This window comes from Flavobacterium restrictum (genome assembly GCF_007097245.1).
GTDB lineage: Bacteria > Bacteroidota > Bacteroidia > Flavobacteriales > Flavobacteriaceae > Flavobacterium > Flavobacterium restrictum.
In genome coordinates, this window is the sequence record NZ_VJZT01000007.1 from 107,125 (window position 1) to 132,209 (window position 25,085).

The 25,085-nt window shown below is 35.7% G+C and carries 21 protein-coding genes; 8 read left to right on the top strand and 13 right to left on the bottom strand.

The annotated features are described in order from the left end of the window. Positions 1-40: 40 nt before the first annotated feature. Both FNW21_RS08510 and FNW21_RS08515 read left to right on the top strand, forming a co-directional pair. Complete coding sequence (locus FNW21_RS08510; RefSeq protein WP_144256312.1) at positions 41-2,572, top strand: PIG-L family deacetylase; 2,532 nt, start codon at positions 41-43, stop codon at positions 2,570-2,572. Positions 2,573-2,694: 122 nt separating this feature from the next. After that, the gene (locus FNW21_RS08515; protein WP_144256313.1) at positions 2,695-4,422 is read left to right on the top strand and encodes a sodium:solute symporter; all 1,728 of its coding nucleotides are present in this window, start codon (positions 2,695-2,697) and stop codon (positions 4,420-4,422) included. 73 nt (positions 4,423-4,495) lie between these two features. Here FNW21_RS08515 and rny read toward each other — a convergent pair whose 3' ends face one another. The 3 genes from rny to FNW21_RS08530 form a co-directional block, all read right to left on the bottom strand. After that, on the bottom strand, positions 4,496-6,061 hold the full coding sequence (gene rny / locus FNW21_RS08520) for a ribonuclease Y (protein ID WP_144256314.1): 1,566 nt from the start codon (positions 6,059-6,061) through the stop codon (positions 4,496-4,498). A gap of 207 nt (positions 6,062-6,268) precedes the next feature. After that, positions 6,269-6,562, bottom strand: coding sequence for a cell division protein ZapA (locus FNW21_RS08525; protein ID WP_144256315.1), 294 nt, complete (start codon positions 6,560-6,562; stop codon positions 6,269-6,271). An 8-nt stretch (positions 6,563-6,570) separates the two neighbouring features. Beyond that, the gene (locus FNW21_RS08530; RefSeq protein WP_144256316.1) at positions 6,571-6,861 is read right to left on the bottom strand and encodes a hypothetical protein; all 291 of its coding nucleotides are present in this window, start codon (positions 6,859-6,861) and stop codon (positions 6,571-6,573) included. 179 nt (positions 6,862-7,040) lie between these two features. Here FNW21_RS08530 and FNW21_RS08535 point away from each other — a divergent pair, with 179 nt between their 5' ends. From FNW21_RS08535 to FNW21_RS08545, 3 genes are all read left to right on the top strand, one after another. Beyond that, positions 7,041-8,741 (top strand): M23 family metallopeptidase, encoded by a 1,701-nt coding sequence (locus tag FNW21_RS08535; protein ID WP_144256317.1) that lies wholly within the window; start codon positions 7,041-7,043, stop codon positions 8,739-8,741. A gap of 2 nt (positions 8,742-8,743) precedes the next feature. After that, positions 8,744-11,218 carry a TonB-dependent receptor gene (locus tag FNW21_RS08540; protein WP_144256318.1) on the top strand — a complete coding sequence of 825 codons (2,475 nt, stop codon included), beginning with the start codon at positions 8,744-8,746 and terminating at the stop codon, positions 11,216-11,218. An 81-nt stretch (positions 11,219-11,299) separates the two neighbouring features. Then, the gene (locus FNW21_RS08545) at positions 11,300-12,022 is read left to right on the top strand and encodes a hypothetical protein (RefSeq protein ID WP_144256319.1); all 723 of its coding nucleotides are present in this window, start codon (positions 11,300-11,302) and stop codon (positions 12,020-12,022) included. Positions 12,023-12,031: 9 nt separating this feature from the next. On the opposite strand, the gene FNW21_RS08550 is transcribed toward FNW21_RS08545, so the two are convergent. The 9 genes from FNW21_RS08550 to FNW21_RS08590 form a co-directional block, all read right to left on the bottom strand. Then, on the bottom strand, positions 12,032-12,733 hold the full coding sequence (locus tag FNW21_RS08550) for a hypothetical protein (protein ID WP_144256320.1): 702 nt from the start codon (positions 12,731-12,733) through the stop codon (positions 12,032-12,034). A gap of 21 nt (positions 12,734-12,754) precedes the next feature. Then, complete coding sequence (locus tag FNW21_RS08555) at positions 12,755-13,078, bottom strand: type II toxin-antitoxin system RelE/ParE family toxin (protein WP_144256321.1); 324 nt, start codon at positions 13,076-13,078, stop codon at positions 12,755-12,757. Next, on the bottom strand, positions 13,072-13,320 hold the full coding sequence (locus FNW21_RS08560; RefSeq protein WP_144256322.1) for a hypothetical protein: 249 nt from the start codon (positions 13,318-13,320) through the stop codon (positions 13,072-13,074). Before FNW21_RS08560 ends, FNW21_RS08555 begins: the two co-directional genes overlap by 7 nt. A gap of 66 nt (positions 13,321-13,386) precedes the next feature. After that, a complete protein-coding gene (locus FNW21_RS08565) occupies positions 13,387-15,216 on the bottom strand; it encodes an ABC transporter ATP-binding protein (protein WP_144256323.1) in 1,830 nt (609 codons plus the stop codon). Beyond that, positions 15,217-16,251 carry a PDDEXK nuclease domain-containing protein gene (locus tag FNW21_RS08570; protein WP_144256324.1) on the bottom strand — a complete coding sequence of 345 codons (1,035 nt, stop codon included), beginning with the start codon at positions 16,249-16,251 and terminating at the stop codon, positions 15,217-15,219. It abuts the gene before it with no gap. 8 nt (positions 16,252-16,259) lie between these two features. Beyond that, positions 16,260-17,987 carry a phospho-sugar mutase gene (locus tag FNW21_RS08575; RefSeq protein ID WP_144256325.1) on the bottom strand — a complete coding sequence of 576 codons (1,728 nt, stop codon included), beginning with the start codon at positions 17,985-17,987 and terminating at the stop codon, positions 16,260-16,262. Positions 17,988-18,013: 26 nt separating this feature from the next. After that, on the bottom strand, positions 18,014-18,505 hold the full coding sequence (locus FNW21_RS08580; RefSeq protein WP_144256326.1) for an ORF6N domain-containing protein: 492 nt from the start codon (positions 18,503-18,505) through the stop codon (positions 18,014-18,016). A 69-nt stretch (positions 18,506-18,574) separates the two neighbouring features. Beyond that, positions 18,575-19,528: a glycosyltransferase family 2 protein gene (locus FNW21_RS08585; protein ID WP_144256327.1), complete on the bottom strand. Its 954-nt coding sequence runs from the start codon at positions 19,526-19,528 to the stop codon at positions 18,575-18,577. 3 nt (positions 19,529-19,531) lie between these two features. Continuing rightward, the gene (locus FNW21_RS08590) at positions 19,532-20,074 is read right to left on the bottom strand and encodes a DUF4199 domain-containing protein (protein WP_144256328.1); all 543 of its coding nucleotides are present in this window, start codon (positions 20,072-20,074) and stop codon (positions 19,532-19,534) included. A gap of 238 nt (positions 20,075-20,312) precedes the next feature. Here FNW21_RS08590 and FNW21_RS08595 point away from each other — a divergent pair, with 238 nt between their 5' ends. The 3 genes from FNW21_RS08595 to FNW21_RS08605 all read left to right on the top strand — a co-directional run bounded on the left by FNW21_RS08595 (position 20,313) and on the right by FNW21_RS08605 (position 23,746). Beyond that, the gene (locus FNW21_RS08595; RefSeq protein WP_144256329.1) at positions 20,313-20,564 is read left to right on the top strand and encodes a type B 50S ribosomal protein L31; all 252 of its coding nucleotides are present in this window, start codon (positions 20,313-20,315) and stop codon (positions 20,562-20,564) included. Between the two features lie 173 nt (positions 20,565-20,737). Then, the gene (locus tag FNW21_RS08600; protein WP_144256330.1) at positions 20,738-21,913 is read left to right on the top strand and encodes a GlmU family protein; all 1,176 of its coding nucleotides are present in this window, start codon (positions 20,738-20,740) and stop codon (positions 21,911-21,913) included. Between the two features lie 198 nt (positions 21,914-22,111). Continuing rightward, entirely contained in the window at positions 22,112-23,746 is a 1,635-nt protein-coding gene (locus FNW21_RS08605; RefSeq protein WP_144256331.1) for an ABC-F family ATP-binding cassette domain-containing protein, read from the top strand. A 108-nt stretch (positions 23,747-23,854) separates the two neighbouring features. Here the strand turns inward: FNW21_RS08605 and FNW21_RS08610 are convergent, their stop codons facing one another. Further along, on the bottom strand, positions 23,855-25,060 hold the full coding sequence (locus FNW21_RS08610; protein ID WP_144256332.1) for a peptidylprolyl isomerase: 1,206 nt from the start codon (positions 25,058-25,060) through the stop codon (positions 23,855-23,857). Between the last annotated feature and the right edge of the window lie 25 nt (positions 25,061-25,085).

Sequence of the window (25,085 nt, forward strand, 5' to 3'; positions counted from 1 at the left end):
TTAGTATTTTTGAAGCAAAGACCAAACTAAACCCTACGCAATGCAAAAAATTCAAGGTTACTTTTTTTTAATTCTTTTTTGTAGCTTACAAATAGTATGTGCACAACAACCACAAAAACCCGATGCAGTTGCTATTTATGACCAAATTCAAAAACTCAACTTTTTGGGTTCCGTGCTCTACATAGCAGCGCATCCTGATGATGAAAACACACGCTTAATATCCTATTTATCCAACCATACCAAAGCGCGCACGGGTTATTTGTCCTTAACTCGTGGCGACGGCGGTCAAAACTTAATTGGTGCCGAATTGCGAGAATTACTGGGAGTGATTCGCACGCAAGAACTCATTGAAGCTCGGAAAATTGATGGCGGAGAACAATTTTTTTCTCGTGCCAATGATTTTGGATATTCAAAAAATCCCGACGAAACACTGCAAATTTGGGATAAAGAAAAAGTGCTTTCTGATGTGGTTTGGGCCATCCGAAAATTCCAACCCGATGTCATTATCAATCGGTTTGACCACCGTTCGCCAGGCACAACACATGGACATCATACCGCATCGGCGCTGTTGAGTGTGGCCAGTTTTACAATGGCCAATGACCCCACTATTTTCCCAGAACAATTGCAATGGGTTCAACCGTGGCAAGCCAAACGACAATTTTTTAATACTTCTTGGTGGTTTTATGGCAGTCAAGCTAAATTTGATGCGGCTGATAAAACCAATTTGTTGGCCATTCAAAACGGAGTTTACTTTCCCTCTATTGGCAAATCAAACCAAGAAATTGCAGCTTTGAGTCGCAGTCGTCATCAATCACAAGGTTTTGGTAGCACGGGTGTTCGTGGCGAAGATGTTGAATATTTAGACCTCATAAATGGAGATTTAGTCAAGGATAAAACCTCAATTTTTGAAGGAATTGACACCACTTGGAATCGTGTAGCAGGCGGTAAACCCATTGGCGAATTACTATCCAAAATCACCTCTCAATATGATTTCAAAAATCCTGCAGCCAGTATTCCAAATTTGATAAAAGCCTACAACAAGATGCAAGCTTTAGGCACAAATCATTGGACAATTTTAAAATCCGAAGCCATAAAAAACATCATTGCTGCCTGTGCTGGTTTGTATCTAGAAGCCGTGGCTCAAAACCAAGAAGCCACTCCCGGCAGTACCATAAAAATCAAAATCGAAGCTATAAATAGGAGCGATGTTCCGATGCAATTGGTACGTTTAACGGCACTTCCTAATCGTCAAATTGTACCACAAAACCTAATGTTGAAAAATAATAGTGCCCCAAAAATCGGTTTTGATATGCTATTGCCAACAACCATAAACTACACACAACCCTATTGGCTTGCCGAAAAAGGAACTGTAGGAATGTATATCGTAAAGGATCAAAAAAATAGAGGGATTCCAGATATTATAAGGGAAGCAAAAGTGATTTTTACGGTTTTGATAAATGGAACCGAACTTGATTTTGAACAAAATGTGGTCTACAAATACAATGATGGCGTAAAAGGCGAAGTCTACAATTACTTGGATATTGTTCCCGAGGTGACCACTGCAATTCAGGACAAAGTATTTTTATTTAAAGAGGAAAAAACCAAAACTATTCCCGTAAAAGTAATTGCTGGGAAAGACGCAATTACAGGAAGGGTACAACTCGAATTACCTGAAAATTGGATTGTTTCACCCCAGTCATTTCCATTTACTTTAGAAAAAAAAGGAAGCGAACAGCTGTTCTATTTTGATGTCACCCCACCAAAGGAAGCCTCCGAAGCAACTGCCAAAAGTAGCGTCACAATCGATTATAAACAATTCGATAAAGAAAAAATAAGTATCGATTACAATCACATTACCAAGCAGCAGGTTTTGAAATCAGCAGAAGCAAAATGTATCAAAATTGATTTAAAAACCAATTCCGAAAAAATAGGTTATATTATGGGAGCTGGCGATGAAGTTCCCAAAAGCTTAATCCAAATGGGCTATAGCGTTACACTCCTCAAACCCGAGGATATCACGCCCGAAAAATTAGCCGTTTTTGATGTCATTATAACTGGAATTAGAGCCTACAACACCATGGAATTCCTTGCCAAAAAACAAACTATTCTTTTTGATTTTGTCAAAGAAGGCAAAACCATGATTGTACAATACAATAATCCAGACGAATTGATTACCCAAAACATAGCACCATACCCGATGAAAATTTCAAAAGATCGCGTTACCGAGGAAAATACTCCAGTTCGATTTTTGGCCCCCAATCATCCCGTTCTCAATATTCCCAATACCATTACGGAAAAGGATTTTACAGGCTGGAAACAAGAGCAAGGATTGTATTACCCCAATGAATTTGACAAAGCTTTTACTCCAATTTTAACTGCAAATGACAAAGGCGAAACACCCAAAAATGGGGCTTTATTAGTGGCTCCATACGGAAAAGGATTTTATGTGTATACAGGTTTAAGCTTTTTTAGAGAATTACCAGAAGGTGTTTCGGGGGCTTTTAGATTGCTATCCAATATGATTTCCTTAAAAAATGCTACGCAAGAAACCGTCCAAAAAACCACTCACTAACCTATCCTAAAATGGAAAATAAAAAAACAAAAACTTGGAAAAAAGAGTACAGTTGGGTACTGGCAATGAATGTTATTTATATCCTTATTTTTTTTCTAATCATGAAATTATACTCGTAAACTATGCAATTATTTGATTGGATTATCTTGATCGTAACCTTATTATTCATTGTGATTTATGGGGCTTGGAAAACCAAAGGCAGCAAAAACGTAGAAGACTTTATTCTCGGCAGCAACGAGACGCCCTGGTATACCGTGGGTTTGTCAGTCATGGCGACGCAAGCAAGTGCCATCACCTTCCTGTCTACACCCGGACAGGCGTACCACGACGGAATGGGTTTTGTGCAATTCTATTTTGGTTTGCCCATTGCTATGATACTTATTTGTGTCACTTTTATTCCCATTTACCATAAATATAAAGTGTTTACGGCTTATGAATATCTCGAAAAACGCTTCGATTTAAAAACACGTTCGCTGGCAGCTATCCTTTTTTTGGTACAACGAGGTTTAGGAACGGGACTTACCATTTATGCGCCAGCCATTATTTTATCGGCGTTGTTGGGATGGAACCTTACGTATATGAATATTATAATTGGGATTTTAGTTATCATTTACACATTTTCGGGAGGGACAAAAGCAGTAAATGTGACTCAAAAACAACAAATGTTTGTCATTATGCTGGGGATGTTTATTACTTTTTTCTTGATTTTGCATTACCTTCCTAACGACATGACTTTTACAAATGCGATGCATATTGCTGGGGCAAATGACAAAATGAACATTGTAAATTTCTCTTTCGACCCCGAAGAAAAATACACTTTTTGGAGTGGTATTACGGGTGGTTTTTTTCTGGCATTGGCGTATTTTGGTACCGATCAATCGCAAGTAGGACGCTATTTATCAGGGAAATCAGTTCGTGAAAGCCAAATGGGTCTTATCATGAACGGACTTTTGAAAGTGCCCATGCAATTTTTTATTCTGCTTACTGGTGTGATGGTTTTTGTTTTTTTTCAGTTCAATCCTGTTCCACTGAACTTTAATCCAAACAATAAAATTATCATCGAAAAATCGATTTACAAGGACGAATACCATGTTTTAGAAAAAAAACTGGATGCCCTTTCCGAGGATAAAAAAGTAATCAACCTTTTGTACATTGATCAATTGAATCAGGATTATGACAACCCAACCTTGCGAAAAGAATTGGTGGCCTTATCCAATAAGGAAAAAGATTTGCGTGACCGTGCCAAAGAAATCATCTCAAAAGCAGACAGCAATAGCGAGACCAACGACAAAGATTATGTGTTTTTCCATTTTATTTTGAATTATTTGCCCAAAGGACTCATTGGTTTATTATTGGCCGTAATTATCTCGGCAGCGATGTCATCTACAGCATCGGGATTGAATGCATTGGCATCTACAACTGCAATCGATATTTACAAACGCAACCTAAAAGAAGAAAAATCCGAAAAACATTACCTCAATGCTACCAAATTTTTTACCCTTTTATGGGGGATTATCGCTATCCTTTTTGCGTGTATTGGCACTCTGTTTGAAAATTTAATCCAGCTAGTAAATATCATCGGATCCGTGTTTTATGGTACGGTATTAGGCATTTTCTTGGTGGGATTTTATATCAAATTTGTTCATGCCAAAGCTATTTTTTATAGTGCTATTATCAGTCAAATTACTATTTTTATCATATACTATTACGCCATTTATATCTATCCAAGTGGCGAAGAAAAATTAGGTTATTTGTGGCTTAATTTTATTGGAGCGGTCTTGACTATAATGATAGCCTCGGTGTTGCAAGCGACTATTTGTAGAACCTCAAAAAGTAGTACTGCTTCTTAATTAAGCGTCTTAAGTTCAAAAAAAAATCCTGAAATACTATTTCAGGATTTTTTTATAAATAGGTGAGAGGTGTTTATTTAGCAATATTCACCGCTCTAGTTTCTCTAATTACGGTTACTTTTACTTGACCAGGATAGGTCATTTCAGTTTGTATTTTTTGAGAGATTTCAAAGGAAAGCGTTGCCGCATTATCATCCGAAACTTTTTCGCTTTCTACAATAACACGAAGTTCTCTACCGGCTTGAATTGCATACGCATTTTTTACACCGTTAAATCCGTAAGCTACTTCCTCAAGGTCTTTTAATCGCTGGATGTAAGAGTCTAAAACTTGACGTCTTGCACCAGGTCTTGCGCCTGATATAGCATCACAAACTTGTACAATTGGAGATAGTAAAGATTTCATTTCTATCTCGTCGTGGTGCGCTCCAATAGCGTTACACACTTCTTCTTTTTCGCCATATTTTTCAGCCCATTGCATTCCTAATAAGGCGTGAGGCAAATCGCTTTCGGCATCTGGAACTTTACCTATATCGTGAAGTAATCCAGCTCTTTTGGCTAGTTTCACGTTCAATCCTAGTTCAGCTGCCATGATACCGCAAAGTTTAGAAACTTCGCGCGAGTGTTGCAATAAATTTTGTCCGTAGGAAGAACGGTATTTCATGCGTCCTACTACTTTTATCAATTCAGGATGCAAACCATGAATACCTAAATCAATTACGGTACGTTTTCCTACTTCAATGATTTCGTCATCAATTTGTTTGGCTGTTTTAGCAACTACTTCCTCGATTCTAGCGGGGTGAATACGTCCATCAGTTACTAATTTATGCAATGCTAAACGAGCAATTTCTCTACGAACGGGATCAAAACAAGAAAGGATAATAGCTTCTGGTGTGTCGTCAACAATGATTTCTACGCCCGTAGCAGCTTCTAGCGCTCTAATATTTCGACCTTCACGACCTATAATTCTTCCTTTTACATCATCAGACTCGATATTGAAAACAGAAACGCAGTTTTCTACCGCTTCTTCTGTTCCAACTCTTTGAATGGTGTTGATAATTATCTTTTTGGCTTCTTGTTGTGCCGTTAATTTAGCTTCTTCAATTGTGTCTTGAATGTGTGCCATAGCTTTGGTTTTGGCTTCGGCTTTCAAGCCTTCTACCAATTGATCTTTGGCTTCTTCTGCGGATAAACCTGAAATTACTTCCAATTGTTGCAACTGACTTTTATGAAGTTTATCTACTTCAACTTGTCGTTTGTCTAGCGTGTCGATTTTGGTGTTGTATTCTAACGTTTTGGCTTCAAAATCATCATTTACTTTCTTGGCTTTGGATAATTCATTAGAAATTTGAGATTCTTTGTCACGAACTCTTTTTTCAATTTCGGCTACTTTTTTGTCACGACCCAAAATTACTTGTTCGTGTTCTGATTTTAATTCGATAAACTTTTCTTTTGCTTGAAGAATTTTATCTTTTTTAATGTTTTCGCCTTCAAGATTGGCATCTTTTAAGATAGAAGCAGCTTCTTTTTTAGCATTTTTAATCAAATTCGAAATATTGCTTTTTTCTATAATTTTTGCGATACCAAAACCGCCTGCAATACCAATGATTCCTGAAATAAAGATCGTTATAATGTTGTCCATGTTTGTTAAAATTTATATATAAAAAAACCTACATTAGTGGGATTGTATAAACTCGGAATGACAAGTTTTGAGCTAACTCACTGTTCAAGTTTCCTAGCCGAGGCTTGGCATGCTTTAGTAGTGATGATTCGCTCATTCTAAAATGTTAGTGTTGAGTTTACCAAATAAGAACTAATGTAGGCAGTATCTTAATCTATTGTAAGAACGTTAATTATCGAGATATTGATCTAAAAGCGCGTTTAATTTATTTATTCTCGCTATCGTTTCTTTGCCATCTATGGCATTATCAATTTGTTTTTGTTCGGATTGTGAGGCAAATTGCAAGGCACACATGGCCAATACATCTTGTTTATCACGAACGGCATAATTTTCTTCAAACTGCTTAATCATCACATCAATTTTTTTAGAAGCACTTCGCAATCCTTCTTCTTGCGACAATTCTACCGTTAACGGATAGACTCTGTCAGCTATTGATATTTTTATTTTAAGCTTTTCGTCCATATCTTTTATTAATCTGATAGTTGTGCTATACAGTAATCAATTTCACGAATTAATGAATTTATTTTAAGCTTTGTATCTCTTTTATTATCGTCACTGCCCAGCAAAGTATTGGCAATTTTAAGTGTTTCATACTGTGCTTTTACAGCTTCAATCTCTTGGGATTGTTTTTGTATGATTTGTGCGGCTGTACTTAATTCTGTTCTTAATTCAAGGTTGTTTTTTTCTAAATTTTTGATTTTAGAAAAAAGTTTTTCAACCTTATTTTCAAGAGTATCAATTATTTCCGCAATTACACTCATTATTAGTCCAATTCATTACTTAATCTTACAAAGTTAGTATTCCTTTTTAGTATTCCAATATTTTATTTGCTTTTTTATGCTAAAAAAAATAAATAACTGGGAGTCAGTCTTTTGAATTTTGAATTTTATTATTGTATTTATTTCTGATACTTTTATTTATCTTAGCCAAAACGATTCGGATGAAATTTTTACTAACGCTACTAGTATTTTGCAATTTTTGTATTGCCCAAACCCAATATCCCAAGGATTATTTTGGTTCACCGCTAGACATACCCTTGCAATTGTCAGGAAATTTTGGAGAATTACGACCCAATCATTTTCATGCTGGTTTTGATTTTAAAACTGCACAAAAAGAAGGCTTAAACGTTTATGCGGTGGCTGATGGTTATGTTTCTAGAATTAAAATATCGACTTTTGGCAACGGAAAAGCCATTTATATTACCCACCCAAACGGGTTTACCTCGGTCTATGGGCATTTGCAAAGAGCAGCTGGAGCGATTGAAGGGTACATCCAAAAAACACATTATGCCGATCAATCTTTTGAGATTGAAATGTATTTGAAACCAAATGAATTGCTGGTTAAAAAAGGTGACGTGATTGCTTTTTCTGGAAATACAGGTTCGTCAGAAGGGCCACATTTGCATTTTGAAATTCGGGATACGCCATCCGAGAAAATTATAAATCCACTTTTTTTTGGTTTTGATAAAACTATTGTGGATTCCAAAAAACCAATTGTTTCCGCAGTTTACGTGTATCCATTGGACGACAAAACAATGGTAAATCAATCCATGCGACAACTACCACTTACTATTTCCTTGCAAAAAGACGGAACCTACTTGGCAGATAAGGTTCGGGCAAATGGTAAAATTGGTTTCGGAATTATTGCTAATGATTATGATGATGTTTCGTTTAATAAAAATGGGATTTACAAAGTACAGACTTTTTATAACGGTTTGCCCAATTTTGGATATGAATTCAATATGTATTCATTTGATGAAATGCGGTATGTAAATGCACTCATTGATTATCCTTTTTATAAAAAAACGCAACAACGAATCCAGAAATTGTATTGGAAAACGCCCTTTGGATTGAGTATCATCAAAGCGGATCAAAACAACGGAATTATTACGGTGTTGCCTAACTTGACGAGTGTTTATAGAATAGAAGTTTCGGATTATTTTGGCAATACAACTGTGATTGCTATTCCTATTGAATATGATTTATTGCCAACGATTATTGAAAAAGAGACTGTCGTTTCTGATTATTTTGTCAAAGCAAGCAAAGACAATATGTTTGCCAAAGGGGATTGGTCTGTGTTTTTTCCCGCAGGAACTTTTTATGACGATTTTGATCTTAATTTTGATGTAAAAAACAATCAGTTGCTGCTTCATGACGATACCGTTCCTGCACATACTAATTTTACAATTACCGTTACCGACACGATTTATACTGCTGCACAACGAGCGAAAGGTTTTATAGGAAGGGCGGAAGGCAAAAATATAAACTATAATCCAACCTATTTGAAAGATAATGTTTGGACTACAAAAGTAAAAACATTAGCAAAATATGCGCTTGTTCTGGATACAATTGCACCAAAAATCACCATCAAAAAACCTATTGAAGGGAAATGGATTACGGAGCAAAAGACACTTGAGCTGACCATTACCGATGATTTGTCAGGAATAAAATCCTATAACGGCTACCTAAACGGAAATTGGATTTTAATGGAGTATGATAATAAAACTAAAAAAATAACGTATTACTTTAACGATGGAAAAGTTTCTGAAGGTGGCAACGATTTAAAAGTGGTTGTGGTCGATAACGTAGGAAATTCAACTATCTTTGAAACTCATTTTTTTAGAAGTCAAATACTTAAATAATAATGCACTTGAACGTAAATAAAATAATACTAGTTTTGGTTTTCTTTTGGGCAACAGCACTAACCTTTGGTCAAAATGCCAAAATAAAAGGAATCATTCTGGACGAGAAACAACAACCTGTGGCCAATGTAAACATAACGGCTTCTGGCGGTGCAACACAATCGAATGATAATGGCTATTATACCATTGTTGTTCCGTCTAATCAAAAGGTGACAGTTGTTTTTACTCATATTTCTTTGAAAAAAATCACAGTAACGCTTACTTTAAAACCCAAAGAAGATTACGAGCTCAATCTAGTCATGAAAAACCAAGAAGAGCAAATGGGAGAAGTTATTGTAACCTCCAAAAACAGAAAGCGGGTACAGGGAATAACAAGCATTGAGCCCGAAATGATTCGGAAAATTCCGGGAGCTAATCCTGGTGTAGAAAATATTTTGAAAAGTTTACCAGGCGTAAATTCCAATAATGAATTAAGTTCGCAATACGCCGTACGAGGAGGTAATTATGATGAAAATTTAGTGTATGTCAACGAAATCGAAGTCTATCGCCCGTTCCTTATTCGGTCTGGTCAGCAAGAAGGTTTGAGTTTTACTAATACTGATTTAATTCAGAATATCGATTTTTCGGCGGGTGGTTTTCAAGCCAAGTTTGGAGATAAGCTATCATCAGTTTTAGACATTACTTACAGGAAGCCAACGCAATTTGGTGCAACTATGGAGGCAAGTTTTTTAGGCGGAAGTGTTGCTGTTGACGCCATTTCCCAAAATAAAAAATGGACAGCCATAACGGGTGTTCGTTATCGCAACAACAGTTTACTGGTGCAAAGCCAAGAAACACAATCCAATTATACACCCTCATTTGCCGATGTTCAAACGAACATCAACTACCAAGCTTCGGCTAAATGGCAATGGAGTTTTCTAGGGAATATTTCGCAAAATAAATACCAATACCAGCCGTTGACGCGTCAAACAAATTTTGGTACAATTGATAGTCCTATGGCGCTTTCTATTTATTATGAAGGACAGGAAAAGGACAAATACGACACTTATTTTGGAGCATTGAAAACTACTTTTAAAGCTACCGAAAATTTTACTTTAAAATTTATAGGGTCGCTGTACCACACTTTGGAGCAAGAATATTTTGATATTTTTGCCCAATACCGTTTGGGGGAAGTAGATACCAATATAGGCTCTGAAACTTTTGGTGATGTTGCTTTTTCGAGAGGAATTGGTTCACAATTGAATCATGCACGCAATGATTTGGACGCTTTGATTGTAAATACCGAAGTCAAAGGATTCCACGATTGGAAGGAAAATCAGGTGGAATGGGGCGTAAAATACACCAGAGAATCCATTAGAGATCGAATTGTAGAGTGGGAGGTAATCGATTCAGCGGGATTTTCTATTAATCCTCCTGTTGTTATTTTGCCTAAAAACGATCAGCCCTATACGCCTTACACAGGGCCATTAGTTCCGTATCAAAATACCCGAGCGACAAATTATAATACCATTAATCGGTTTTCAGGCTACGCACAATGGAGCCGAAAAGGAACTTTAGGAAGTAGCGAAGTATGGTATAATGCGGGAATTAGAATGCACAATTGGGAAGTTTCTGGAGCGGATATAACGAGTAAATCTCAAATGACCATTAGTCCAAGAGCACAATTTTCGATAAAACCAAACTGGCAAAAAGACATGGTTTTTCGACTCTCGGGAGGATTGTATCATCAGCCGCCATTTTACAGGGAATTACGTGATGCCGCAGGAGTGGTACAACCCGATGTAAAAGCACAGCAATCCGTACACCTTGTTTTAGGCAATGATTTTAATTTCAAATTATGGAATCGCCCTTTCAAGCTAGTCTCGGAATTGTATTATAAATCCATGACTAATGTCAATACATATACAATTGATAACGTTAGAATTCGATACGATGCTTCCAATAATGCCAAAGCCTATGCGCAAGGTTTGGATTTTCGTTTGAACGGTGAATTTGTTCCGGGTACCGAATCTTGGTTTAGTTTTGGCTACCTCAAAACCGAAGAAAACAGCAACAACAGAGGCTATATAGCAAGACCAACGGATCAATTATTGAAATTTGGATTGCTATTTCAGGATTATATGCCTAATATCCCGAGTGTAAAATTATACTTGAATTTAGTCTATAATACCGGATTGCCAGGTGGATCTCCGTCCTATGCCGATCCTTATTTGTATCAAAACAGGCTCAAGGATTACCGTCGTGCCGATGTGGGATTCTCCAAAGTGCTAATCGATAAAAATACCAAAAAAATAGCATCGGGCTGGTTCAAAGATTTTAAAGAATTAGCAATTGGTGTCGAAATTTTTAATCTATTTGACAATCAAAATGCCATTACTAATACTTGGGTTCGTGATGTGTATTCCAAAAATCAATACGCTATTCCTAATTATATGACCACACGCGTTTTTAATATAAAACTAAATGCGAGGTTGTAAAGAGAAATGAGTTTGACTGTTTTTTTTGTACCCAACCCTTTTTTTAAATGATTACATTTGATTTTTAATACTTTTTGAAATATGAAAAAGAGATATAGTGTTTTAGTAGCGACTTTTGTTTTGCTTGCGACAAGTTGCAAAGAGGATGTAGCCAAGCCAAAAGTGAGCTACGATACAGCTACTAATGCCAAAGTGATTTCGAAAATTGATTCTACACAAGTAGAAATTGCTGATTTACCTATTCAAATGGAGGGAACACAATACCTGATTCATCCCGTAGGCGATTTAAGTGTTTTTGATAAAGGTACCAAGACCAAATATGGTTCTTCGAGTGTGAATGATTTGAGTTTTACCATATCCAATGTTTCCCAGTTTGAGATTACAGGCTATTTGCAAAATCTAAAATTCCAAAAAATAGGTTCCGATTCGATAAAAGCATTGACCGATAAACCAGTTTTGATAGAAACAGCTACCTATTTAAAATCAGTTTCGGATAATATAAAGAAGCAAATTATGGTCTATTCTATGGCTGATATGGATACCAATAAAGACGGAAAATTAGATGCGAGCGATATCAAAGCGTTGTATTTAAGTAAAATAAGCGGTGAGAAATTCACCAAAATTTCGGCCGATTTTCAGGAGTTAATCGACTGGAATTTAATAGAATCTTCAAATAGATTGTATTTTAGAACCGTCGAGGATACCAATAAAAACGGGCAATTTGACAAGAAAGATGTCGTGCAATACCATTATGTAGATTTGTCTACTGCGGATTGGAATGTGATGAGTTACAATCCCATATAAATTTTGGTTTTATATCAAAATATCACTCTCCAAGTCCGATTTCTCTATTTGAATATCAAAATTAAGATTCGAAACCAATTGAATTACTAGATTTTTATACCAGTTTTCGGATTTGGGATGAATGTAAATTTTCTCGATAAGCTGGTTTACATCGATGTTTATTTTTAAACCTTCATTGATTTTGATGTTATTCTCTGTCACATCCGATAAAATTCGGACTTCACGTTCGTACTGAAAGCTTTTTCTTTTGTACAAAAAAGGGAAAAACAAATCGTCAAATGGAATGTATTCTTTTTTGTAATCAATGTAATTCACCTCGCCAATATATTGTTTGAAATTTTCTTCTTTTGCGACAGCATTTTGCAACCTTCCAATGGTAGATTGAATGGCTAAACCTTCACTGTTTTGAGTGAAAATTTGCCACATCGCAAACGATTCATATTCATTGATGTGCCAACTGCTTATGGCGACTTTCTCGCGATGTGATTTGTAATATTTTAAAAAATCAGGTTTGTCTATCGAAAGTTTTCGGATTTCCTCATAAGTGGGTTCGCTAAAAGTTCCTTCATATTGATCCTCAAATTTGTCAGATCGGGACATGAACAATTTTTTCGAAAGTAATAAATCTAGAAATTTGGACAAATCCAAGTATTTCCAAACAATAGTATCTGGATCTTCGGGCAATTTAATGTTCGGGTTGTTGAGGTACATTTTTTAAGTTAAAATCAGGAATTAAAAATTTTCATTTAAAAAAATGTTGAGCTTTTCTGGATTTTGTCGAGTGTCAAAAACGGTTGCAATTACAATAGATTGATTGGATATAAAATAGATTAATTTGTAATGCCCTGTCAAGATGTACCGATAATAATAATTTCGGGCTGGATATACTTCTTGTTTGGTTCCTAATTCTGGAAATTTTTTCAAGACCATAGAAGAGGTAACAATTTCTTTAATTAAATTTTTTGCTTTAAGTTTTGACGATTGGAGTTCGTATAATTCTGAAATTAATTTAATTTGCAATTCGGCAATTTCAGACCAAACTACTTCCTTTACCAACTTTTCATTTTTTCAAGCAATTGCGCTGCACTTATAACTTTTCCATTTTTAAAATCATCTTCGGCTTTGTCTAACATTTCATTTAGCTCTTGATGCGCTATTCGTTTCGAAATAGATTCTTCGTAAATACGTGCTTTTTCGGCATCGAGCAAAACTTCTACTTTAGCAATCGTTTCTTGATTATCTAATGCTAGAAAATTTTGAACCAAATTTATTTTTCGTGTTGCTAAAGTAGTTTTCATATAGAATCATTTTATTCAAAAATACAAAATTTTAGTTCGCATTAAACAAAATTCTAATTTTAGAATTTATTCAAAACTCTGCATCGTTACCAGTTTATTATAGGTTCCGTTCAGCGCAATGAGTTCCTCATGTGTTCCTTGTTCAACAATTTTTCCTTTTTGCATAACCACAATTTTATCCGCTTTTTGAATGGTCGAAAGACGGTGTGCAATCACAATCGAAGTCCGGTTTTGCATCATGTTTTCGAGTGCAATTTGTACGAATTTTTCACTCTCGGTATCCAATGCCGATGTGGCTTCGTCCAAAATCATAATGGGAGGATTTTTCAAAACGGCACGAGCAATTGACAAGCGTTGTTTTTGTCCACCTGAAAGTTTGTTCCCACTATCGCCTATGTTGGTATGAATGCCGTTTGGTAACTCCTTTGCAAATTCATACGCATTAGCAATTTTCAAAGCTTGGATGATTTCGTCATCCGTTGCGTCTAGTTTTCCTATGGCAACATTCCCTTTTATAGAATCATTGAACAAGATACTGTCTTGAGTTACCAATCCCATCAATCCCCGTAGCGATTGCAAATTCAGGTCTTTTATATTGATACCGTCTATAGAAATTGTACCGTCATTTACATCATAAAAACGAGTCAATAAATTGGCAATCGTACTTTTTCCGCTTCCAGATTGCCCAACGAGTGCCACTGTTTGTCCTTTTTTTACCTCCAATGAAAAGTCTTTTAGAACCGTTTCATCTTCGTATTTGAAGTTAATGTTTTTAAGCGAAATTGCAGTTTCAAAGGTGTTTTTTTCGATGGCATTTTCTTTTGAAGTAATCGTATTATCAACTTCTAAAACTTCAAAAACTCGTTCCGCTGCGGCTAATCCATTTTTTACGGAATACAATGCTTTTGAAATGGCTTTGGCGGGAGTCAGGATGTTAAAAGCCAATGTTAAATAGACTATAAATGCCGATCCATTCAACGTTTTGTCAACCAATACCAGATTGCCTCCATAAAAAAGCAATACCGCAATAGTGGTCACTCCTAAAAACTCACTTAATGGTGTAGCTAAATTATTTTTCCGACCAATACTGTTTGATAAATCTAATAATCTTGTTACTGATTTGTTGAATTTTCCTTTGAAATTGGTTTCGGCATTGTAACTTTTTATCACCTTTAAACCACCTAAACTTTCGTCCACTATCGAAATAAGAAAGCCGCTTTCTCTTTGTGCTTCTAATGATTTTGCTCTTAAATTTTTGGCTACTTTTGAAATAATATAACCAGAAATAGGCATAAAAATCAACACAAATAAAGTCAATTTCAAACTGATAAAAAACATGGTAACAAGGGCAAAAATAATGGTTAACGGTTCTTTGACAACTAGTTCTAAAATGGAGAAAAAGGAGTTTTGGACTTCGTTAACATCACCCAGCATTCGGGCCATAATATCTCCTTTTCTTTTTTCGGAATAATAGGAAATAGGCAATTCTACGATTTTATCATACATTGATCTTCGTAAATCTCGTAAGACTCCGTTCTTGAGATGCATGATATGATGTGATGCGAGGTAGTTGAATAAGTTTTTGAATAAAAAAGTAATAATTACCACTAAAACAACTAACAAAAGGACCACTTGGATATTATTTTCCTTCGTCAATGCTGCAATTTTGTAATAAAAAAAATCAGAACCAAACTCCTTTATAGTTCCTATTCCTTTGTATACGGGCTCTTTTAGAATCTTTTTTGTTTTACCAAAAAGGACTTCAAGCACCGGGAAAATGGTTAACATTGAGATTGTGCTAAACAAGGCATACAAAATATTGTAAACCACATTCCAAACGATATGTGATTGATATGGTTTTGTATACGGAATTAATTTTATCAGGTTTTTGTCCATTTATTTTCTGTTAGTATTTGTTGCTATTGCCATGGCTTTTTCCAGTTTTTCTAGCAATAATTGTTTTTCGGGCAATAGTGTTAAATACTCTGCCACTTTAATGTGCTTGTCATTATCAAGCATTAAATAATTAATTTGTTCGGGTGATTTTTCGCTACAAAGTATTAAACCAATGGGGTTGTTTTCGCCTTCTTTTTGTTCGTTTTTCTCTAACCAACGAAGATAGAGCTCCATTTGATCTTTGTAATTGGCTTTGAATTTTCCCAATTTTAAATCTATAGCAACCAAACTTTTTAGGCCTCGATGATAGAAAAGCAAATCGATATAAAAATCTTCATTGTCAATAATTATCCTTTTTTGACGGGCTAAAAAAGCAAATTCGCTTCCCATTTCGGTAATAAAATATTGAAGTTGTGCCAAAATAGAACTTTCTAAATCTTTCTCCGAGTAACTATCGTGCAAGCCTAAAAAATCTAAAAAATAAGGATCTCGAAAAACCAAATCGGGACTTATTTTCTTTTCTATTTCTAAAACTTTCAATTCATTGGCAATCGTTTCTTCGGGTTTTTTGCTAATTGCCGTTCTTTCAAAAAGCATACTGTCAATTCGTTCTTGTAAAGTTCGTACACTCCATCTTTCGTGAACTGCCATTTGAATGTAAAACTCTCGTTTTATGGGGTTTGCTATGTAAATGATATTTCGAATATGCGACCAACTCAATTTTGCACACACTGTGTGCAAAATTGTAATGTCCTCTATAACAGTATTTAATTTAATAAAACTTTGTAGATTTCTTTTATTGAAACCTACTCCGTATTTATCTGTAAGAGCTAAACTTAAAGTTGGAATCAACTTCTTCCCGTAATCCGCTCTGTCGTTTTTTAGGATGTCATCATTGATGGTTTTTCCAATATTCCAATACAACAAAGTCAGTTCTTGATTGACCGTTTTGGCAACAATATGACGTGTTTGGTCTATTAAACCGATAATCGAATTTAAGAGTTTTGGTGCGTCATTAGTGTCCGGTTTGGTCATTTTATGAATTAACTCAACTGCATTGCAGCAATAATATTTTTAATTTTATCGTCTAAAACTGCTTCCACTTTCGTAAAATTTTCTACGCTATCCAATTCGGTATTTACGCTGATATAAAATTTGATTTTTGGTTCGGTTCCGCTTGGTCTGGCACAAATTTTAGAACCATCTTCAGTATAATAAATCAATACATCAGCTTTTGGCATATCGATGGTTTCTTCTTCGCCAGTCAATAAATTTTTAGCGATAGACGATTTGTAATCTTCGAGCATAATTACCCTTTGTCCGCTGATTTCTTTCACCGGATTTTCACGCATTGAAACCATCATTTGATTGATTTCGGCTAAACCATCCATTCCTTTTTTGGTAAGCGAGATCAAATGTTCTTTGTAAAAACCGTGTGCTACATATAGTTTTAATAATTCTTTGTAAGTGGTACTACCATTAGCTTTGGCTTGAGCCGCCAATTCGCAAATAAGTAATGTTGCAGCAACGGCATCTTTATCCCGAACGGCATCGCCTACCATATAACCAAAACTTTCTTCGCCACCACCAATGAATTGCAATTCTGGAAAGTCCTTAATCATTTTGGCAATCCATTTAAAACCAGTCAAACCTACTTTGAACCCGACTTCATAAGCCGAAGCTAATTCCATAATCATGGGAGTAGAAACGATAGTCGAACCCACGAATTGTTTTCCGTTGATTTTACCTGCTTTTTTCCATTCTTCCAATAAAAAGGCAGTCATCAAAATCATCGTTTGGTTTCCGTTCAACAACGTCATTTTGCCTTCGTTATTTCGAACTGCAACACCCAAACGGTCGCAATCAGGATCTGTTCCAATAACTATATCCGAGTTGGTTTTGTCTGCCAATGCCAATGCCATTGCCAACGCTTCTGGCTCTTCGGGATTGGGAGATTTTACGGTTGGGAAATCGCCATTTGGAACTCTTTGTTCTTCAACAATATTTACGTTTTTATAACCCGCTTGCTCAAAAGTTTCAGGAACTACAGTAATCGAAGTCCCGTGTAAAGAAGTAAATACAATATTCAAATTGTCTTTCGCTTCTTGCGAAGTTCCAAAACTAGCATTTTCGATAGTTGATTTGATGAACGCTTGATCAATTTCAGTATCTATATATTGAATCAAATCTTCGTTAGCGTCAAATTTGATTTGGTTGTAATTCAATGCTTCAATAGTGTTGATAATGTCGCCATCTTGCGGAGGAACAATTTGTCCACCATCTTCCCAATATACTTTGTATCCGTTGTATTCTGGGGGATTGTGAGAAGCCGTAAGTACAATTCCGCATTGGCAACCTAAATATTTTAAGGCAAAAGACAATTCTGGAGTGGGGCGTAAATCCGTAAATAAATACACTTGGATTCCATTCGCAGAGAAAACATCCGCAACCACTTTTGCCAACGATTTACTATTATGACGACAGTCAAAAGCAATAACCGCTTTCAAAGGTTGGCTTGGAAACGCAATTTTCAAATAATCCGACAATCCTTGTGTGCTTTTTCCAAGGGTGTATTTGTTGATTCTGTTGTTTCCAACGCCCATTACACCGCGCATTCCACCCGTTCCGAATTCCAGATTTTTATAAAAACTTTCTTCCAGATCTTTTGGTGAAGTCGTCATCATTTCGATTACTGCTTCTTGCGTAGTTTTGTCAAATGTTGGTGTGAGCCATTCGTTTACGGCATCTAAAATGTTTTGTTTGATTTCCATTTTATGTGTTTTTTAAAATTTGATTTTTATTTTTTATATCCTATTTTATTTCTTTCTTCGTTGTTTTTGGAAACAGCATCTTTGTCAACTAGATAATTTAAAGCCTTGTAAATGTCTGGGAATTGACTTTCTATTTCTACAATTCTATCTTTTAATTCATTATAAGTTAACGAAAATTGTCTAAAAGTAACAAATGCTCTGATAATTGAAATGTTTACTTCTATTGCTTTCTCGCTATTTAACACGCTCGAAAGCATTGCAATTCCTTGTTCAGTAAAGGCAAAAGGCATATATCGTGAGCCTCCTCGGTTTGAGGTCACAATTTGTGACCTCAAACTATTGAACTCAATTTCAGTAAGTTCAAACATAAAATCTTCCGGAAACCTATTTATATTACGCCTGACAGATTGCTTAAAAACTTTTGTTTCAACATTATACATCAATGCTAAATCAAAATCAAGCATTACTTTACAGCCTCGAATTTCAAATATTTTGTTTTGAATAACTTCTATTTCCATAGCATTTTAGTTTTTGAGGACGAAATTTGCGTCCTCAAGTTGTCTTAAAGGGAACAATTTGTGACATCATTAATTTATTTCCTTCGCAATTTTATACCGTTCCTCATTATTCTTGGTTCTCAAAATAATTTCTCCAAGAAATCCCGCCAAGAACAATTGTGTTCCCAAAACCATGGTAGTCAAAGCGATATAAAACCAAGGATTATTGGTCACTAATGTGTACCGCATTCCATTATACAAATGGTACAATTTAGAAACTCCAATGTATCCAGCAGCCATAAAACCTATTATAAACATCAATGAACCCATGGCGCCAAATAAGTGCATAGGTCTTTTTCCGAATCGTGACAAGAACCAAATCGTGATTAAATCCAGAAAACCATTGATAAAACGATCCATTCCAAATTTAGTTTCACCATATTTTCTAGCTTGGTGTTGGACTACTTTTTCGCCAATTTTATTAAAACCAGCATTTTTGGCCAAAACTGGAATGTAACGGTGCATTTCACCTGATACTTCCACATTTTTCACAACTACATTTTTATACGCTTTTAATCCGCAATTGAAATCATTTAATTGTACACCAGATGTTTTTCTGGCTGCCCAATTGAATAGCTTTGATGGAATGTTTTTGGCAACAACCGAGTCGTATCGTTTCTTTTTCCAACCGGAAACCAAATCAAAATTTTGACTGGTAATCATATCGTACAATCCCGGAATTTCGTCGGGACTGTCTTGTAAATCGGCGTCCATTGTGATAATGACATCGCCTTGGGCTTTGGCAAAACCAGCGTGTAAGGCTTGGGATTTTCCAAAATTTTTCATAAACCGAATGCCCTTTACATTTGGATTTTCGCTAGCAAACCCTTCTATGATATTCCAGGATTTATCGGTGCTGCCGTCATCAAGAAAAATAATTTCATACGAATAGTTGTTGGATTTCATTGTCGAAATAATCCAAGTGTATAATTCTTGTAGGGATTCCTCTTCATTAAGAAGCGGTATGAGTATGGATAAATTCATTAATTATACGCTTTGAGGGTTTTCATTTTTCAAAAATGCACCAATAATTAACGAATAAATCAGTCCAAAAAAAGAATACATGGCTATGGTTACTGGAAAAACAATAAATGGATTCATGAATTTTTTCATCATTGCAATTCCCATTTCGACTTCCTTACTAGTCATATTTGGATTTTTTTGAATCATCGTTTCTTTAGAAATAGCAACCATTTCGTTAATGAATTCTGGAAAAAGCAGATTGAAAATAATATTGAATGCTGCATAAATAAATGCTGCAATAAAAGTGATAGCAATCCCAACTTTTAAGCATTCGCCAAAGGTGATAAAACCATTATTTATGTTTTTTTTGTAATTGCCACATCCCAATGAGATAAACAAAATAGGCAAAACCATGTAGTTTAATAAGTTTACAATTATTCCAAAACTTGAATTTACCAATGATTTCATTCCAATTACATACATAATTACAAATTCTAAAATCATTATAATACCAAAAAGAACACCAATCATTATTCCTGATTTTGCAGGAGAAATTTTATTTTCCATAAAGCACATTTTTATTAATCTACAAATATAACAATTCCCAATTTATTCGGGACTAAAAAATGTTTTTTACAATAATTTAAAAAAATGAAAGATATGACTTGTATATTGGAAAATAAATGTAAATTTGCACACTCAAAATAAAATTGTAAAACAAAAAATTATAATTGGTTTATACCTTTTCGGTAAAGAGGAAAGCTTCAAAGCTACATTATAATTAAACAAATAAAAAAGATTCAAGATGAAAAAAGGTGTACACCCAGAAAATTACAGATTAGTTGCTTTTAAAGACATGTCAAACGAAGACGTTTTTATCACTAAATCTACTGCAGATACAAGAGAAACAATAGTTGTTGATGGTGTAGAATATCCAGTTGTAAAAATGGAGATTTCTAGAACTTCTCACCCTTTTTACACAGGTAAATCTAAACTTATTGATACTGCAGGTCGTATTGATAAATTTAAAACTAAATACGCTAAACACGTTAAATAATAATTACGCGTTGTTACATACATTAAAGCCTTCCTTTTTGGAGGGCTTTTTTATTTTTAATGCTCTCCAAAACTTTGTAACTTTGAAATCTAAAAGTAGGGCAAGTTGCGATTTGTCCTCAAATAAAATAGAACGGACAAGTCGCCACTTGTCCCTAACCAAAAAAACATACTATGAACTATATTCTTTTTGACGGTCCAGCTCGAAACGCCTTATTGCCTTTTACATTTACCCGTCCCGTTGCTGATATCCTCATTGGGCTGATGACTATTCGTCAAAAATGGGAATTGTATTTGGGTTCCACCACGACGACTTTGACCGAGGAATACCTTTCCGAAAAATATCCAATGGTTGAGTTAGAACACAATGTAATGATCAATGCTTCCTTTTTGCCCAATCCTATTTTGGCAGAAATGGTCGGTAATCTCGAGGCCAATCAAGCTATTTTCAAAGGCGATGAAGTCCTTGCTTTTTACACTTCCGAAGAGCAAGAAGAAGTGGATTTTGACACCTACGAAATCATCGAATTTACTGCTGATTGTATTACGGTGGAACATACGTGGGATATTTTTTCTAAAAATGATGCCGCTATTCGGGAGGATTTCGAATTCATAACCGAAGACAGAACCTCGCAACCTATTCCCAAAAGCGTAAATGCCATCGCTCCCGAAAATATATTTATCGAGGAAGGAGCCAAGTTGGAATTTGTAACCCTCAACGCCATCACTGGGCCCATTTATATTGGAAAAAATGCCGAAATTATGGAAGGATCCGTTATTCGAGGACCATTTGCTCTAGGCGAAAATGCAGTAGTAAAAATGGCTGCCAAAATATATGGTGCTACCACAGTTGGTGCATATTCTAGAGTTGGAGGCGAAATCAACAACTCGGTATTGTTTCCGTATTCGAATAAGGGGCATGATGGCTTTCTGGGGAATTCTGTTCTTGGCGAATGGTGTAATATAGGTGCGGATAGCAATAACTCCAACCTAAAAAACAATTACGAAGAAGTAAAATTATGGAGCTACGAAACCGAAGGATTTGCCAAAACAGGACTGCAGTTTTGCGGATTAATGATGGGCGATCACAGTAAATGTGGCATTAACACCATGTTCAACACGGGAACGGTAGTAGGGGTAAGTGCTAATATTTTTGGTTCTGGATTTCCTCGAAACTTTGTGCCTAGTTTTTCGTGGGGTGGTGCATCAGGATTTACGACTTATATTACCAAAAAAGCCTTTGAAACCGCACGGTTAGTCATGAGTCGTCGCAATGTAGCATTTGACGACGTTGAAGCTGCAATTCTAGAACACGTTTTTGAAGTGACTAAAAAGTGGCGAAAAGAGTAATTGATTTTTAAATTTCAACTCCTACTATTTATCCGATAGTTTGTCTCTTTTAAAGGGATAAACTATCGGTTTTTTAGTTTTTATAAAAATCTAAAATGGCTATAAATCTAGTAACTCAAATGCGTTAATTAACCTATCTTTGCACCTTCAAAAAAATACGGATTTACATAAAAATTCTAAAAATCTAATACGGCTATAATGATTACAGTTAACGATATCTCGGTGCAATTTGGTGGCACAACACTTTTTAGCGATGTCTCTTTCGCCATAAACGAAAATGATAAAATTGCCCTTATGGGAAAAAATGGTGCAGGAAAATCAACACTTTTAAAAATAATTGCAGGACAAAGTAAACCTTCAACAGGAAGTATTTCGGCACCAAAGGATGCCGTTGTTGCTTATTTGCCACAGCATTTATTAACCAAAGATGGAGCAACCGTGATCGAAGAAACGTCTAAAGCGTTTGGCGAAATATTTGCTATGAAAGCCGAAATCGACGAAATCAACGAGCAATTGACCATTCGTACCGATTATGAAAGCGATGCTTACATGAAATTAATCGAAAGAGTTTCGGACTTGAGCGAGAAATTTTATGCCATTGAAGAAGTAAATTACGAAGCCGAAGTAGAGAAAATCCTAATAGGTTTGGGATTTGTTCGGGAGGATTTTTCACGTCAAACTTCGGAGTTTTCGGGAGGATGGAGAATGCGAATTGAGTTGGCCAAAATTTTATTGCAAAAACCTGATTTGATTTTGCTGGATGAACCTACCAACCACATGGACATCGAAAGTATTCAATGGTTAGAGGATTTTCTCATCAATTCAGCCAAAGCAGTTGTTGTAATTTCGCACGATAGGGCATTTGTGGACAACATTACCAATCGCACAATCGAAGTGACAATGGGACGTATTTATGATTACAAAGCCAAATATTCGCATTATTTAGAACTGCGAAAAGACCGTCGCATGCACCAACAAAAAGCCTACGACGAGCAACAACGCATGATAGCGGATAATAGAACTTTTATTGACCGTTTCAAAGGAACATTTTCTAAAACCGATGCCGTACAATCGCGGGTTAAAATGCTTGAAAAACTAGTCATTGTTCAAGTTGATGAAGTAGACACATCGGCTTTGAAATTAAAATTTCCGGCTGCAGCTCGTTCCGGACAATATCCTGTTATTGTAAAAGAAATGTTAAAATCCTATGGCAATCATGTGGTTTTTGCAGACGCTAATATTGTTATCGAAAGAGGGCAAAAAGTGGCTTTTGTGGGTAAAAACGGCGAAGGAAAATCGACGATGATTAAAGCCATTATGAAGCAAATAGAAATTGATGGTGGCAGTTTAGAAATTGGTCATAATGCTCAAATTGGTTATTTTGCTCAAAATCAAGCGGCATTATTGGACGAAAATGCCACTATTTTCGAAACCATAGATGATATTGCAGTAGGCGATGTCCGAACCAAAATCAAAGATATTCTGGGTGCTTTCATGTTTCACGGTGATGATGTGACCAAAAAAGTAAAAGTGCTTTCGGGAGGCGAAAAAACCCGTTTGGCCATGATAAAATTGCTGCTAGAGCCTGTAAATTTATTAATTCTGGATGAACCTTCCAATCACTTGGATATGAAAACCAAAGATATTATCAAGGACGCCCTACGTGATTTTGATGGAACTTTAATCCTAGTTTCTCACGATCGGGACTTCTTGGACGGTTTGGCTACCAAAGTTTTTGAATTTGGAAACAAGCGAGTAGTCGAACATTTTGAAGATATTGCTGGATTTTTGGCTCACAAAAAAATGGATAGTATGAAAGAAATTGAGAAATAGTTCTTAAAAATTAAGCTAAAAAAGGCAACAGTTTACCAATAACTGTTGCCTTTTTTATTGAATTGAATCAAAAAATCAATTGTATTTTACTTTTTTTTCACAATTGCTTTATGGTTTTGGTGCTGGCGCAGTAGCTGTAATTTCTAATTCGAAAATTAAAGTAGCATTTGGCGGAATTACACCACCAGCTCCTCTTTCTCCATAAGCCAAAGGAGCGGGGATAAATAATACGGCTTTGTCGCCCAAATTCATAACATTAAGTCCTTCTAGAAAGCCAGGAATCATGCCGTCTTTTTTACCAGCTTGAAACGGGAAAGGTTGGTAACCGTTTTGTGCGGCACGGTTGGCATCATATTTTCCGTAAGTTTTGTTTACTTCTTCCATGCTACTGTCAAATAAGGTTCCGTCCTCAAAATAACCGGCATAATGAAAATAGAAAGTAAAACCATCAACGGGTTTTATACCACTTCCTTTTTGTGTTATGGCATACGTTAACCCTGATGCAGTGGTAGTTGCAGTAGTTTTTAAAGTGGCGAAATACGCAGCTTTTGCTTTGATAACAGCTCCGTATTTTTCGAAATAAACTTTTTTAGCTTCGGCTTCAACGGCAGCTTGTTTTTGCTGATTTTCAGCAGCTATTGCAGCTTGTTTCTTGTCGTCTTCGGCTTTGTTAGCATAATAATCCGAAAATACTTTGGTTGCATTAAATACTTTGGCTGCAGTTCCAATTCTTGTAATGGCGATTTTTGTAATAATATCGTCTTGTGCAATGGTATTAACAACTTTTATCCCTTTGGTTACATGACCAAAAATGGTGTGTTTTCCGTCTAACCAATTGGTTGGAACGTGAGTGATAAAAAACTGGCTTCCATTAGTACCTGGTCCTGAATTGGCCATTGCCAAAATGCCGCTTTTGTCAAATTTTAAATCGGTGAATTCATCTTTGAATTTATAACCTGGTCCACCAGAACCATTTCCGGATGGATCCCCACCTTGAATCATAAAATCTTTGATTACTCGATGGAATTTTAATCCGTTGTAAAAAGGTTTTCCTTTGCTTTTGGCATCGGTTACAAAGGTATTGGTTCCTTCGACTAAACTAATGAAATTGGCAACCGTTACAGGTGTTTTTTGATATTCTAATTGCATCACTATCGCTCCTTTGCTGGTTGTAATTGTAGCAAAAATCCCTGGGACAACCGCCGCAGTTGTTGCTGTTGTTGTCGTTTTTTTGACTGGGGTAGTACTTTTTTTAACTTGTGCTTGCAGGTTTATGATTCCCAAAAACAAGACGAATAAAATTTTAGATTTCATTTGGATTAATTTAAACTTTTTTAAT